This window comes from Streptomyces scopuliridis RB72 (genome assembly GCF_000718095.1).
Lineage (GTDB): Bacteria > Actinomycetota > Actinomycetes > Streptomycetales > Streptomycetaceae > Streptomyces > Streptomyces scopuliridis.
The window spans coordinates 13463-27519 of record NZ_JOEI01000022.1; the positions used below are offsets into that span (position 1 = coordinate 13463).

General features: G+C 69.3%; 13 protein-coding genes and 2 pseudogenes. 7 read left to right on the top strand and 8 right to left on the bottom strand.

What is annotated here, in order from left to right:
• Positions 1 to 71: 71 nt before the first annotated feature.
• On the top strand, positions 72 to 1202 hold the full coding sequence (locus IF11_RS0126310; RefSeq protein ID WP_051746227.1) for a PP2C family protein-serine/threonine phosphatase: 1131 nt from the start codon (positions 72 to 74) through the stop codon (positions 1200 to 1202).
• 331 nt (positions 1203 to 1533) lie between these two features.
• On the opposite strand, the gene IF11_RS0126315 is transcribed toward IF11_RS0126310, so the two are convergent.
• The 4 genes from IF11_RS0126315 to IF11_RS0126335 form a co-directional block, all read right to left on the bottom strand.
• Complete coding sequence (locus IF11_RS0126315; protein WP_030354214.1) at positions 1534 to 2595, bottom strand: threonine aldolase family protein; 1062 nt, start codon at positions 2593 to 2595, stop codon at positions 1534 to 1536.
• Between the two features lie 19 nt (positions 2596 to 2614).
• Complete coding sequence (locus IF11_RS0126320; protein ID WP_240627507.1) at positions 2615 to 3160, bottom strand: helix-turn-helix domain-containing protein; 546 nt, start codon at positions 3158 to 3160, stop codon at positions 2615 to 2617.
• A gap of 570 nt (positions 3161 to 3730) precedes the next feature.
• Positions 3731 to 4828, bottom strand: coding sequence for a sensor histidine kinase (locus tag IF11_RS0126330; RefSeq protein WP_051746228.1), 1098 nt, complete (start codon positions 4826 to 4828; stop codon positions 3731 to 3733).
• A gap of 10 nt (positions 4829 to 4838) precedes the next feature.
• On the bottom strand, positions 4839 to 5534 hold the full coding sequence (locus tag IF11_RS0126335) for a response regulator transcription factor (RefSeq protein WP_030354217.1): 696 nt from the start codon (positions 5532 to 5534) through the stop codon (positions 4839 to 4841).
• A gap of 87 nt (positions 5535 to 5621) precedes the next feature.
• Between IF11_RS0126335 and IF11_RS36990 the strand changes: the two genes are divergently transcribed.
• Both IF11_RS36990 and IF11_RS0126345 read left to right on the top strand, forming a co-directional pair.
• Positions 5622 to 6116: a M15 family metallopeptidase domain-containing protein gene (locus IF11_RS36990; protein WP_030354218.1), complete on the top strand. Its 495-nt coding sequence runs from the start codon at positions 5622 to 5624 to the stop codon at positions 6114 to 6116.
• Positions 6117 to 6139: 23 nt separating this feature from the next.
• Complete coding sequence (locus tag IF11_RS0126345) at positions 6140 to 7219, top strand: endonuclease/exonuclease/phosphatase family protein (RefSeq protein ID WP_030354219.1); 1080 nt, start codon at positions 6140 to 6142, stop codon at positions 7217 to 7219.
• 304 nt (positions 7220 to 7523) lie between these two features.
• On the opposite strand, the pseudogene IF11_RS36995 reads toward IF11_RS0126345, so the two are convergent.
• From IF11_RS36995 to IF11_RS42340, 3 genes and pseudogenes are all read right to left on the bottom strand, one after another.
• Positions 7524 to 7736 (bottom strand): annotated as a pseudogene (locus IF11_RS36995) (GNAT family N-acetyltransferase); the annotation flags it as partial.
• 144 nt (positions 7737 to 7880) lie between these two features.
• A complete protein-coding gene (locus IF11_RS41040) occupies positions 7881 to 8354 on the bottom strand; it encodes a hypothetical protein (RefSeq protein WP_030354221.1) in 474 nt (157 codons plus the stop codon).
• Between the two features lie 187 nt (positions 8355 to 8541).
• Positions 8542 to 8732 (bottom strand): annotated as a pseudogene (locus tag IF11_RS42340) (5-dehydro-4-deoxyglucarate dehydratase); the annotation flags it as partial.
• 416 nt (positions 8733 to 9148) lie between these two features.
• Here IF11_RS42340 and IF11_RS0126365 point away from each other — a divergent pair.
• Both IF11_RS0126365 and IF11_RS0126370 read left to right on the top strand, forming a co-directional pair.
• Positions 9149 to 10126 carry a helix-turn-helix transcriptional regulator gene (locus IF11_RS0126365; protein WP_051746230.1) on the top strand — a complete coding sequence of 326 codons (978 nt, stop codon included), beginning with the start codon at positions 9149 to 9151 and terminating at the stop codon, positions 10124 to 10126.
• A 357-nt stretch (positions 10127 to 10483) separates the two neighbouring features.
• Positions 10484 to 11431: a polyprenyl synthetase family protein gene (locus tag IF11_RS0126370; protein WP_030354223.1), complete on the top strand. Its 948-nt coding sequence runs from the start codon at positions 10484 to 10486 to the stop codon at positions 11429 to 11431.
• A gap of 37 nt (positions 11432 to 11468) precedes the next feature.
• Here IF11_RS0126370 and IF11_RS0126375 read toward each other — a convergent pair whose 3' ends face one another.
• The gene (locus IF11_RS0126375; protein ID WP_030354224.1) at positions 11469 to 12224 is read right to left on the bottom strand and encodes a helix-turn-helix transcriptional regulator; all 756 of its coding nucleotides are present in this window, start codon (positions 12222 to 12224) and stop codon (positions 11469 to 11471) included.
• Positions 12225 to 12621: 397 nt separating this feature from the next.
• On the opposite strand from IF11_RS0126375, the gene IF11_RS0126380 reads away from it, so the two are divergent.
• Together IF11_RS0126380 and IF11_RS0126385 are read left to right on the top strand one after the other, a co-directional pair.
• Positions 12622 to 13542: an ACP S-malonyltransferase gene (locus IF11_RS0126380; protein WP_030354225.1), complete on the top strand. Its 921-nt coding sequence runs from the start codon at positions 12622 to 12624 to the stop codon at positions 13540 to 13542.
• 100 nt (positions 13543 to 13642) lie between these two features.
• Positions 13643 to 13837, top strand: coding sequence for a ferredoxin (locus IF11_RS0126385; RefSeq protein WP_030354226.1), 195 nt, complete (start codon positions 13643 to 13645; stop codon positions 13835 to 13837).
• Positions 13838 to 14057 lie beyond the last annotated feature (220 nt).

The following is a 14057-nucleotide window of genomic DNA, read 5'->3' on the forward strand; positions in this document are numbered from 1 at the left end:
CGCGGACGGGCAACGCGGAGAGGGCAGCGCGGTGGGAGGCGGCGCGGGCTGTCGCGACGTAGTTTGGGGTCATGGGCACGACTGGGTCAGCCACGTCGTCGCGCCTCTTGCGCCGGCCGTCCGTGAAGCTGGCGGTGGCGCTCGTGTGCCTGGCCGGGCTGCTCGGCTTCGACCTGCTGACGAGTCCGAATATCCGGATCGGCGGGCTGATGGTGGCGGTGCCCGCACTCTCGGCGACCTTCCTGGCCCCAGGGGAGGTCCTCTTCGTCGTGCTGCTGACGCTGCTCAGTGTGGCCGTCGCGGCGATAAGCAACGACACTCTGGGCACTGAGGCCTTCCCCGTCTCATTCGCCACCGTGGCGCTGATCAGCGTCGCGTCCGTTGTGACGGCCTCGGTGCGGCAACGACGTGAACGCGAACTCGCCCAGTCGCGCTGGGTCGCCACGGTCATGCAGGACCTGCTGCTGCGACCGCTTCCCCGTCGGCTCGGCCCCTTGTCGATCTCCTCCGTGTACATCGCGGCGGAGGAGGAGGCCAATATCGGCGGCGATGTGTACGCGGCCGCCGTCACGCCAGGCTCTGTCCGCGTCATGGTCGGTGACGTCCAGGGAAAAGGGCTTGGCGCGGTCGAAGTGGTCGCATATCTGCTGAGTGCCTTCCGGCAGGCGGCCAGGAACGGCACCGCGCTTGCGGAGCTGCCCGACTTCCTCGACCGCAGCCTGCGCGACGAGCTCGTCGACGTGCAGGCCACCTCCGACGACGCACCGGATTCCGTCTCCCGCCGCCGGGCGCTGGAGGGGTTCGTCACCGCGGTGATCGTGGAGTTCAGGGAGGGGGAGGACGTGGTCCGGATAGCCAACAGAGGCCACCCGCCGCCGCTGCTCATCCGCCAGGACAAGGTCCTCCCGCTCGATCCCATGGAATCCGCCCTGCCGCTGGGGCTTGGCGATCTCGGCGCGGGCGAGCATCACGTGGACACCTATGAGCTGGCCGTCGGCGACCGGCTGCTGCTCTACACCGACGGTGTCATCGAGGCACGCGACGCGACCGGGCGCTTCTACCCGCTGGCCGACCGGGTGGCCCGGTGGACCGACCGTGACTCGGACGAGGTGCTCCAGGCCATACAGTCCGACATGCTGCGGCACGTCGGCGCTCGGCCCACCGACGACGTGGCGATGGTCGCCGTGCAGCGCATGGTCTGACCACCGGGCTTGCGGGTTGGACGGTCGAGCCAGGCCGTGTCTCTCCGATCAGGAGCCAAGCCAGATCCTCATGCCGAAGCCCCCAGCAGTGTTCTTCGCACGCCAGTGGCGACTCGAAGGTCCCAGCTCCTTGATCATGAGCGAAGCCACATGGTGACAGCTGCGAAGGTGACGTTGCCGAGGAAGACGTGGCCGCGCTTGTCGTAACGTGCGGCTACGGCCCGGAAGCCCTTGAGCTCGCTGATCGCCTCCTCTGAGGGCCAGCCCTGTGGCGCCCGGTTCCCCCGTGCCGATAGCGCCGGTGCAACCGAGAACTTCCTCCGGCCGTCAGTCAGCGGGTGTGGCGGCGGACCGCGTCGAGGAACTGGTCGATGTCGTCGGCGCTGTGGGAGAAGGCGGTGACGAACCGGACGATCCCCGGTTCCCAGCGGTCGTGGTAGAAGGCGTAGCCCTCGGCGAGGAGTCCTTCGGCGACCTGCTGGGGAAGGCGGCAGAAGACGATGTTGGCCTGCGGCGTGGCCAGAAGGCCGGTGCCGGGGATGGCCTTGAGGCCGTCGCCGAGCCGGGTGGCCATCGCGTTGGCCTGGCGGGCGTTGTGCAGCCACAGGCAGTCGGTGAGATACGCGTCGATCTGGGCCGCGTGGAAGCGCATCTTGGAGGCGAGCTGGCCGGCGCGCTTGGCGCGGAAGGCGAGCTCGGTGGCGAGTGCGGGATCGAAGGAGACGATGGCGTCGGCGGTCATCGCGCCGTTCTTGGTGGCGCCGAAGGACAGGACGTCGATGCCTGCCTTCCAGGTCATCTCGGCCGGGCTGGCACCGAGATGATCCAGGGCGTTGGCAAAGCGCGCGCCGTCCATGTGGACGCGCAGGCCTGCGTCCTTGGCGATGGCGGACAGACAGCGGATCTCCTCCAGGGTGTAGACGCTGCCGCTCTCGGTGGCCTGGCTGATGCTTACCGCGGACGGCTGCACGCTGTGCACGTCACCGGCCCGGCGGCGCACCACCGCTTGCAACTCTTCGGGGTCGATCTTGCTGTCGGGGCCCGGGACACCGACCAGCTTGGCGCCGTTGGTGAAGAACTCCGGAGCGCCGCATTCGTCGTGGTTGATGTGGCTGTCGGGGTGAGAGAGCACGCTGCCCCACGGCGGAGTGAGGGCGGCCAGGCTCAGGCCGTTGGCGGCCGACCCGGTGGAGACCGGGAAGACATCGACGTCCCGCTCGAAGATCTCGCTGAGCCTGCGGCGGGCGCTGTCGGTGAAGGGGTCGTTGCCGTACGGCAGGACCTGCCCGGCGGCCGCGTCGGCGACGGCCTGAACTATCTGCGGGGATGCCCCGGCCATGTTGTCGCTGATGAAGGCACGGCTGGAGGGGGTGATGGCGATGCTGGTGCTCACGAGGGGTTCTTCCTTGGTCTCAGGTGCTGATGGGGGAGGCGAAGACGACGGTGATGTCCACTTCCTCGGCGCCGGTGCGGTAGAAGTGCGGGGCGTCCCCGGCGAAGGCGAGCATGTCGCCGGGACGCAGATCCTGCGGGGCGTCGACCGGGCCGGCGGTGACGTGCCCGGTGGCGATGAGCAGGTGCTCGATCGTGCCGGTGGCGTGCGGGACGCCGGGCAGCTCCGTCTCGGGCGGAATGCGCAGCCGCCAGATTTCCAGGCTGTTGCCGCTGCTGATGCGGCGCAGCAGTTCCCGGGAGACCTCGCCCGGCTCGATGTCCGTGCCCTGCCGGAAGACCGGCCCGGTGTCGGCGTCACGCGCCAGCAGGTCGGCGATCGGGATGCGCAGGGCGATCGCGATCGCATCCAGGGTGTCGATCGTCGGATTGCCGTTGCCGGCCTCCAGCTGCGACAGCGTGGCCTTGCTCAGCCCGGCGCGCCGGGCCATCTCCGCGGCGCTCATGCCGCGCTGCTGGCGGCGCAGGCGGATCTTCGCGCCGACCGCGGCTGCGGTACTGCTCACTGGCCGACGGCCGGACGGGGGTGTCATCAGCGTCTCCTGTGCGTTGCGGTGCGGGACACGCGGATGCGGCCCTTCTTGACTGCGGCTGCCGCCGCGGAGCGCAGCTCGGCAGTCGCCAACTCCCGCCCTTCCGGGTCGGCCGGGCCATGTCCGGCCAATCTTCGCCGTCGTGGGCCGGCCCCGCCCTGCGGTTGGAACGGGCAGTGCTCGACGGCCGCCCAGGGGTCCCGCCCCTCTCGCCCACCGCGACCCCCAAGCCGGATTGAATGAACCATACGTTCACTATACCGAACTCTTCAAGTTGGCGAACTTGGCGTTCGTTTTAGTGAACGATCTTGATCTGGCGGATGTGCTGATAGCGGCCCGCTGCCCGGGCCTGTTCGACCACCTCGGCCCGGTTCCACTCCACGTATGTGGCGGAGTCTTCGCGATCACCCCGGGCAGCCGGAACCGCTGATTGCCGCCCAACGCGACGCTGGTGGGGATCTCGTAGAACTGGTTGACCAGCGACACCTCGTGATTCCAGGTGCTGCCCTCGACATGAGGCCCGGCCTCAAATTCCCTGATTCATTACCTCTCGGTGTGCGGGGATATCGCGGGTAGTTCCACAGTGATGCGGATCCCGCCGGCAGAGCGCGGGGTGAGGGTGAGTGTTCCGTCGTGTGCGTGGGTGATGGTCTTGACGATTGCCAGGCCGAGGCCGACGCCTGCGTGGTCGGTGTGTATGCGCTCGCTGCCGCGCTGGAATGGTTCGGTGAGTGTCGAGGCCAGCTCCGGGGCGAGCTTCTCGCCGGTGTTCTCGACAGTGAGCACCACAGTCCTGGGGCGGACGCTGGTAGTGACCCACACGGTGCCCTGTTCAGGCAGGTTGTGGACGATCGCGTTGTGCACGAGGTTCGTGGTCAGCTGCAGCAGGAGCGCTTGTGATCCGGTCGTGGGGGTGATGTCGCCGGAGGTCTCGATGGTGACGCCGTGCTTTTCCGCGAGGGGGAGGAGTGTTTCGGTGGCCTCTTCCACGAGCAGGGACAGGTCGACAGGTTCTCGGGTGAAGGACCTCTCGTTGGCGTGGCTGAGCAGGAGCAGTGCTTCAGTGAGGTTGATCGCTCGGGTGTTGACGGCGTGGAGACGGTCGATGAGTTCGCCGGTGTCGTGGTTCGGGTCGGTGCGGGCCACGTCGAGAAGTGTCTTCGAGATCGCCAGCGGGGTGCGCAACTCGTGAGAGGCGTTGGCTGCGAATCTCCGCTGTTCGGCGACGTGTGCTTCGAGCCGTGCGAGCATCGTGTCGAAGGCGTCGGCGAGTTCGCGGAACTCATCTTTGCGGCCCGGTAGCCGGATTCGGTGGGAGAGTGATCCGTTCGTGGCCATGCGGGTGGCGTCGGTGATTCGGGTCAGCGGGGCGAGTATCCGGCCGGCGAGGATCCACCCTCCCACGAGGCCGAGCACCAGCAGGAATGCCAACACTGCGGCTGCCCGCGGAGCGAAGACGCGCAGGAGGTTGGACCGGATGGGAAAAACACCATGAGTGGGGGTGCCAGTGGAGCCGGGGACGATGAGCGCACGCTCGGGGACGTAACGCAGGAGGAACACCCACACCGCCGCGAGCAGCAGGGCGCCGGCAATCATGAGGAATCCGGTGTAGCTGAGGGTGAGTTTGAGGCGAACGCTCACCCCAGGTGCTCTATCCACGCTCGCCTCCCTCGTGTCCGGCCCCTGGTTGCGTGTCGATGCGGTAGCCGACGCCTGGCACGGTGGCGATGATCCAGGGTTCGCCGAGGCGCTTGCGCAGTGCCGAGACGGTGATGCGCACGGCGTTGGTGAACGGGTCGGCGTTCTCATCCCACGCGCGTTCCAGGAGTTCTTCGGCGCTGACGACACCGCCTTCGGCAGCGACGAGGACTTCGAGCACGGCGAACTGCTTCCTGGTCAGCGCCACGTAGCGGCCGTCCCGGTAGACCTCTCTGCGGAACGGATCCAGCCGCAGACCCGCGATCTGCCGCACGGGCGGCCTGTTGTGGGCACGTCTGCGGTCGAGCGCTCTGAGCCTGAGCGCGAGTTCTCGGAGTTCGAAGGGTTTCGTGAGGTAGTCGTCGGCGCCGAGTTCGAACCCGGAGGCCTTGTCGTCGAGACGGTCGGCTGCGGTGAGCATGAGGATCGGCATGCCGCTGCCGGAGGCGACGATGCGTTTGGCGATCTCGTCACCGGACGGTCCGGGAATGTCTCGGTCGAGGACGGCGATGTCGTAGGTGTTGATGCTCAGCAGTTCCAGAGCGGTGTCGCCGTCACCTGCGATGTCGGCCGCGATCGCTTCCAGGCGTAGGCCGTCGCGGATGGCTTCTGCCAGATAGGGTTCGTCCTCGACGATCAACACGCGCATGCTGTTGATGCTACGAGTCGGCGCATATCGGCGACGTATCGAAAACCGCATACGTGCCGGCAACACCGCGCTGCCTTGACTGGCAGCATGGCTCAAACCCCGCCGGCCTTTGGCTACCAGTCGCAGAATTCCTCGGACTGCTCGGCCGCGCCACCCTCGAAGTCCCCCTCGGCCCCATCACCGAATGTTCAGCGCAGTGAGCAGCGTGATGCGCCTGGCGAGGCTGTCGGTGCCGTTCCCGACGGCGTGACTGTCTTCGACGACGAGATTCCGGCTGCTGTGGCCAATCCCGATCCAGATCTGCTCAGGGCCCTCCGCGAGGCGGTCTCCAAGTACGGGTCTGAAGACCAGGCCGCCCGACGGGTGGCCACCGTGGCGACGTCGCCTCACGTATCGGGGGACGCGGTCGACATCGGGCACTCCGATGCGACGGCGTGGCTGTCCAAGCATGGTGCCGAGTACGGGCTGTGCCCGATCTACAGGAACGAACCCTGGCACTACGAACTGCGCACCAATGCGATCGATCACGGTTGCCCGCGTATGTATGACGACCCCACCCAGGACCCGAGGATGCAGCAGTGACCGGCAGTGAGCGAGGACAGACGATGACGCAGGTGGACACGGCGGAGACCGGGCAGGGCGGCGCCGGCCCCCGGGACAGCGGCCCAGGTACCCGGCGCGCGGGCATCCGCCGGGCGATCCGCATCGGCTGCCGGCTGGGGCCCTGGAAGCGCGGCCCAGTGCTCGCGGCGCTGGCGCTGCTGCTGGGCCTGTTCATGCTGCTGCACGCGAAGATCCCGAACCGGATCGGGAACTTCGGCAGCCTGGCGGAGACTGTCTTGCCGTGGTTCGGCCTGTTGATCCCGGTGCTGCTGGCCGGGGCGCTGTGGCGCCGCTCCGCCTCCGCGGTGGCCGCGCTGCTGCTGCCGGTCTTGGTGTGGCTGAACCTCTTCGGCGGGCTGCTCAGTGACAAGTCGCACCCGGACAGCGACCTCACCGTGGTCAGCCACAACGTCGGCGCCGACAACCCCGACCCGGCCGGCACCGCCCACGACCTGGCCGCCTCCGGCGCGGACATGCTGGCACTGGAGGAGCTGACCCAGCAGGCCAGGGGCACGTACGAGAAGGAGCTGGCGAACGCGTACCCGTACCACACGGTGCAGGGCACGGTCGGACTGTGGAGCAAGCTGCCGCTGTCGGACACTCAGCCGGTCGACATCAAGATGGACTACGGGCCGCTGGCGGCCACCAAGCCGGTCGACATCAAGATGGCCTATACCCGGGCGCTGCGCACCACGGTGGCCACGGACCAGGGTCCGCTGGCGGTGTATGTGGCCCACCTGGGGTCCGCACGGGTGACTCCCAGGGCGGGCTTTTGGACAGACTCGCGGGACAGAGGCGCGCAGGCGCTCGGCAAGGCCATCGCCGCCGAGCAGAACGAGCGGGTGGTGCTGCTCGGCGACCTGAACGGCACCATGGACGACCGCGCGTTCGCCGACATCACCTCGCAGCTGCGCTCGGCCCAGGACGCGGCCGGGAATGGCTTCGGCTTCAGCTGGCCGGCAAAGTTCCCCGTGGTGCGGATCGACCAGATCCTGGTCCGCGGCGTGAAGCCGGAGAGCTCGTGGTCGCTGCCGGCCACGGGCAGTGACCACCTGCCGGTGGCGGCCGGAATCAGCTGGTGAACACCGCATACACGCTGGCGCTCCACCTGCTGCAGATGGCACTTGTCTTCGTCAACACGCTCGTGATCCAGGACATACCTGCCGAGCCCAACTGGGCTGGATTTCCTGGGCGACCTGCAGCAGCGTGGACCACTCGCTCATCTACCGGCGTGGCTCCCAAACGGGGGAGCAGGGACAGCTACGCCGAGCGAGGCGGCTATGACGAGGAGACCACCGCCGCCATGGCGGTGCTCGACCCATCCGCCACCGTGCGCACCGATGTCGAATTGCTGCGCAGCACCGAGGCCGCGACGGCCTTCTGGGTACCGCCGGACTCGCACACGGCGTTGTGGACGTACTGCCGGGTGAAGATCGTGGTGAAGTAACTGACCAGTGATGCCTCGCGCGAGGAGTCGTCGGGGAAGAACCAGCGCAACATCGGGTCGTCGTCGAAGGCACGGGCCAAAGTGCGGGAAATCAACGAAGCGTCGTCGGTCGTTGCCGTTCTCGGGGTGTTCGCCATCGACATACCGGTCATTCTCCACCCCGGTGATCTCCGGCAACGAGGTGGGCTCCAGTCCGCCCGGTGAGCCGACCAGCACCTTCGCAACAGGCCCTGGCTGCCGCGCGGCTGTGGCCTGGATCGCCGCGCGTTCGGCTTCCCGGTCTCCGGGCCTGCGCGTCATACGGCTTCCGCCTCCGTGACACGGACGAGCCGGGTGGCCTCATGCTGGTCGATCACGGCGTAGGCGGCCCGGGCGGCTGCGCAGTCGCGCCGGGGTTGTGGCGCCATGGGGTTGTTCGCCATCTGCTGACAGTCGAGAGGACTGACGGCTGCCGTATCCCGGGCAGTACCCGTCGCAGCACGTTTGGCCCGGAACTTCTGGGACAACTCGGCGCGGTCCTTGAGTGTTTGAGGAGATTCCTTCGGGATGCGGCTCTTGCGCTGGTCCTGCGAGGACAACGTCTCGGGCGGCTCGTCCGGTGCCGACGCGCGCGGGGTGCCAGAGCCGGATTCCGGGATCACCTTTTCGAGCGTGGCCGTGGTGACAGATTGCTCCGGAGATTCTGCCGCCCGGGCGGAGGCGGCAAACGCGGCGCTCATGAGACATGCGAGGAACGGTGCGGCGATGGCTAACCGTATGGATCTCTGCATGGTTATCTTCCGTCGAGGTTGACGTCACGCTGAGCGGTGCCCGCCGAGGCTAGACATGTCATGCGCGTGACCGCAACCTTGTTGATCTTTGGTAGTGAAACGGGGCGAACCGGATTCGGGGTTGCGTACGTACGGTGTCTTGCGGGACATGCGCGCCTGCCCGTACGGCGGGAGTGACGCAGGATCTGGCGAGTTCGTCCGGGTCGGGGTCGGTGAGCGGGCGCGTACCGGACCGACCGGGAGGCCGCGCGGCCCGGCGGCGGGCTTGACCAGCGAGATGGCGTAGCCCGGCGCCCTGTCGCGCGGTTCGACGGCTGAGGGGTGGGCGGGAATACCCGCCGTGCCATAGGCGCGGGCCTGGATCTCCGCGATCGGCGCAGACCCTCTCAGGGGGCCGAGATCATGCGGGGGCTCGGGGCGGACAACCACTTTCCAGTCAGGAGTGCGGGCGCGCCGACCGGCCTGCTCCCGCCCGACGCGCGGATCCCGCGGAGCAGAGTGAGCGCGCCCTATGGAGAGGTTGGAACGGATGCCCCATTGCCTCCCGTGGTGTACCTGGTGCCTGCTTTTCTTCGCCTGGCTGGGGCATTGACCTGCGAACAAGTGATCGCTTAGCGTTCCAGCGTTCATGTTCAAGCCACGCCCACCAGGCCCCGAATACACGAGGCAAGAAACGTCGCTCCCCCACCGGCGTTCGAGCCCACGGCGCCAGGCGGTCCAGCACGCACGTGCATGCACAACAGGCCAGAACCGAGACGGGATGAAACATCTTGATGGAGGAATTGGCCCGGGGGATGCGGCGCAATCACGTGGGAACGGACGGGGAAGCGTCGGTGCGGGGGCGGGAGGACGACATCGAGAGAGCTCTGCTGGAGGTCCAGTCCCTGGTCCGCGCGACCGTGGCGAAGCATCGGCGCAGAACATCCCGCAAGCAGCTCACCACCGTGCTGAAGCCGGTCGCCGACGAGATCCAGGCCGCGAGTGAACAGCTTGCCCACGGGGCCGTACGCGCCGTCGACGCTGTGGTCGCCGAGCCGGCCTACGCCGCGCGCACCTACGCGGTGCTGCGTGAATTAGTGCGGGAACGCCGCGGCTCCGTGCGGGCGCGGATCCTCTGCGTGCAAGCCACTCTCGACCGGGACCTGGTGGAGGAACTGGCCCGGTCCGGGCAGCCGAACGCCGTGCGCATCGCCCGTATCCCGCGGATGGAGGCCATGATCGCCGATGGCCGGTCGGCGCTGGTCTGCGCCGAGATGGCGGGCGAGCGCCAGGCGTGCGTGCTGCGGGTGTCGCCCGAGACACAGGTCATCCACAACCTCTTCGGCACCGTCTGGAAGCAAGCGGTCGACGCCAACGCCTGGATCGGCTTGGGCGAGCACACCCGCGTCGAACTCGTCCAGCAGATCCTCCACTACCTCCGAACCGGTGCCACCGACGAGGTGGCGTCCCGCAAACTCTCCATCTCGGTGCGCACCTACCGGCGGCACATTGCGACCATCATGGAACTCCTCGATGCCAAGTCCCGTTTTCAGGCAGGCGTGCGCGCGGCGGAGCTGGGCTTGCTCACCGGCCTCCCTCCGGTGCCCGACGCGTCTCGCGGATGGGCCCCGGCAGGCCGGGCGAGATGCGGTTGCACACCGCCGCCGGACTACGAGTACTTTCCGGACAGCGTCCGGGCCGTGCAGCGGCTGTGCCCGGCCCAGCGGTGCACCGGAAGGCCGCAACCGGCCATGGGTCCCGGCATCGCCCTACCGGACGGTCGCACAGCATGACAGTGTCCGTCTGACAACTTCCTGTCAGCAAGGGGCACTTGGTCCTCCCGGCCGCATGGAACGAGACGGGGAAGTCGGCGCGTCCCTCATCCCCGAGAGGCGGGGCCGCAGCGTCGTCTTCCCCCGGCAGCGTTCTCATCGGTCCGGCTGCCGGACCCCCGCCCGGTGGGCGCCGGCGCCCCCGACGCCCTGCCTTCACCGGGGGCAGCAAGCTGACAGCGGTGTGGGCCGGGCCTCGCCGCGCTGTCAGCTTGCTGACGGGATGACCGGTCCGCGCACGGACCGTGGACCACCCGTCCGTAGGCTCGGCCGCCGAGGCCCTGGACCGGGGCCCGTGGACTGCGGCGGGAGGGCACGATGACCGAGGCGAAGGCCCCGGTACCCGGATTCTCGATGGTCATCCCGCCGGCGGTGTTCGACCCGGAACTGGAGCGCCGACTGGGGCGCGGCCTGGGCCGGGTGGAAGCGAGGCTGGAGGCATGTACGGCCCGGGTGGCCGACCCGAGGATGGCCGAGATCGTCGGCCATCTGCTGGCCGCCGAGGGGGAGCGCCTCCGCCCGCTCCTGGCCTTGCTGGGCGGCGAGTTCGGCTCCGGCCGGGCCGAGGGCGCCGTCGACGCGGGGGCCGTCGCCGAACTCGTCCACGCGGCCTCCCTCCACCACGACGACGTCATGGACGGCGCTCCGGTCCGGCACGGAGTACCCAGCGTCAACGCGCTGTGGGGCAACCGCCTGGCGGTTCTGGCCGGCGACTGGCTGCTCGGCCAGGCCGCCCGGATCGCCGTCGGGCTGGGGCCCGAGGCGGTGCGGCTGCACGCCAGGACCGCAGAACGGCTCGTGCTGGGGCGGTGCCGGAAGGTGACGGGGTCACGCCCCGGCGCCGACCCGTTCGAGCATCACGTCGAGGCCGCCGGGAAGACCGCGGCGCTGTTCTCCATGGCGCTGAGCGTCGGGGCCCTTCAATCGGGGGCACCGAGGTATGTCGTATGCGATCTCGGCGAGTTCGGAGAGCGGCTCGGAACCGCGTTCCAGATGTCCGACGATTTGTCGGACGTCACGTCCCCGTCGTCGCTGCTGGACAGGGCCCAGCCGCGGGCGCGGTGGGCCGACGGAGACGGGCCGGACTGGGCGGGGGTGGAGAGGGCCCTGGAACCGCTTCCCGCGTCCCTCGCGGTGGCGCGGACACGGCGCGCCGTGGACGGCTGCCTGGCCCGGGCGCGGGACGTACTGGAACGCCTGCCGGACATCCCGGCCCGGGAGGCATTGGGCTCGATCTGCGACTCCGTCACCACCAGGGCGGCCTGACGTGCCAAGGAGGCGTGCGCCGGTCCGCGGGCAGCCGTCATTCGAGCGGTGGCAGCAGCCCCAGTTCGATGGCTCGCGCGCCCGCCTGGAATCGGGAACTCGCACCGAGTCCGCGCATGATCTCGGCGACGTGCCGCCGGTAGGTCCGCAGTGACACGTTGAGCTCGCGCGCCGCGACGTCGTCGGTGCTGCCGGACCGCAGGTGCTCCAGGACGCGGCGGCTGGTCTCGGCATGAGCGCGAGGGCCCAGCCGCAGGTGGGCGTCGAGCGGTACGGCGGCGGTCCATGCCGCGGCGAAAAGCGACTCCGTGGCCCGCACTACCAACGGGGTCCGGATGACGGCGGCTTGGGGAGTCCCGTCACCCGAGTCCGGGTGGGCCAGGACGAGCCGGCCACCGAGGATGACGGCCTCCTGGAGCGGTGCCGCGGTCACCCGGACCTCGCAGTCCGGCCGATGCGGCGTTCCGGCCGGCAGTCGCGCCGGGCAGAGCAGGCGCAGGGTGGTACCGGTCCGGACACGGGGGGCCGCCCGGCCGATCGCGGCGTAAAGAGCGTGGGCCTCCCCGCCGTTGCCGCTGATCATCACGGCCACGTCGCCCTTGGCGGCCGGGATCAGTCGCTCGGCGGCGGTTGCCATCGACTCCCCGGAGCGGCCTGAGAGCGGGACGACGGACGTTCTGCGGCGATGCGCCGACATGGTCATCTCGATGAGCTGCTGGATGCGCGCCAGGTTGTGTTCCATCTCATCGGCGGAGCCGGAGACGCTCCAAGCCGTCGCGTAATCGATCAACATTACCCCCGGAGTCACGTCGAAGTTCCGGGAGTTGAACGTTCCAAAGTACGTTCGCACGGGACTCCCGGAGGCCACCCGAGTAGCGTGCCGGAGCGCATCATGACCTGTCGCTCCGGATGGCAGGAAGTTGCGCTGCCCTCACCCGGTGGAGTGATCATATGACAGCCTGTCATGCGGAATCATGTTCCGTGGCCGCCTGGTGACAGGAACGCATGGGCGCGGGCAGAGGCGTCGGGCACGTCGGATACCGCCGACCGCCTTGGCGGGGGCGGTGCGCACTCCGACTGGCAGCTTCCTGAAAGCGGCTTGCCCCACCCGCGTACAGCCGACTAGGCATAAGGACCGCACGGTCAGTCGTGTCCTCCGCTGTGGGCGGATACCGTGGAAGGTGGCAGCTATGAATCCGTCGCGGATGGGCCTGGTGTTCCCCGGGCAGGGCACGCAGCGCGAAGGCATGGGCGAACCCTGGCGTGACACCGCCTCCTGGCGGCTCGTCGAGGAGATCTCCGAGCACTCCGGCACGGACGTCGAGGAGTTGCTGCTGCGTACGCCCGGCGAGCAACTGCGTCGCACCGACCTGGCGCAGATCGCCGTCTACTCTGTGGCGATGATGGCCCATGCCGAGGCCGAGCGGGCGGGCCTCCTCACGGACGCCGTGGCCTGCGCCGGTCACAGCCTGGGCGAGTACGCCGCACTGACCGCCGCCGGGATCCTCGACCTGGCCGACGGCGTCGCCCTGGTGACCGCACGAGGCCAGGCGATGCGCGAGGCCGCGGCCGCGCGGAAGGGAACCATGGGCGTGCTGGTACGGGCCGGCCTCGCCGAGGCCGAGGAGCTGGTCGCCAAGGCGGAGGCCGAGGGCCACGCCGTCTGGGTGGCCAACGTCAACGGCCCCGGTCAGATAGTCCTGTCGGGCATGGAGGCGGCCATCGAGTACGTCGCCGACCAGGCTCCCGAGGCCGGTGCCAAGCTCATCCGCGTGCCCGTGGGCGGCGCTTTCCACAGCCCGCTGATGGAACCGGCGGCCGACCGACTGCCCGCTGCGCTGCGGAAGGTGACGTTCGCGCCCGGCCGGCTGCCGGTCGTGGCGAACGTCGACGGCGAACCGTACGCCGGGGACGCCGACTGGCCCGCGCTGGCCGTACGTCAGCTCGTCTCGCCCGTCCAGTGGGAGCGTAGCGTCCACACGCTGACCGGGACGCTGGGCTGCCGACGCCTGCTGGAACTCGGGCCCGGCCGCACACTGGCCGGTCTGATCAAGCGGATCACCCCGCACGTCGACATCGTCTCCCTCGACCGGCCCGACGCCGTGCGCTGACGCCGTCCCGGACGGGGCGCACCCCGCACGCGTTCGTCTACGGCACCGGGCGAGGGCGCTCCCTCGCCCGGTGCCCCGTCACATCGCTGAGGAGTAAGCCATGAAGGTCTTCGCCGACCAGGACAAGTGCGTCGCCTCCGGCCAGTGTGTGCTGGCCGCCGCCGACGTGTTCGACCAGCGGGAGGAGGACGGCATCGTCGTCCTGCTCAACGACAACCCACCCGTCGGCCTGGCGGACGACGTCCGGCAGGCCGCCGCCCTCTGCCCGGCCGTGGCCATACGAGTGGAGGAGTGAAGCCGATCGCGGTCGTCGGGGCCTCCGTCACATACGTCCGGAGGACACGGAGAACGTCGCCTTCGGCGGCCTGATCATCGCCACCGGCGTGGCGCCCGTCCGCCTGCCCGGCTCCGATCCGGCCGGTGGCGAGCCTACGCCGGGGGAATGGCCTCCTCCGCCCCGTACACGCGGCGCGCCGCCGAGCCGCCCGGCCTCGGAGTCCGACGACATGCTCGCA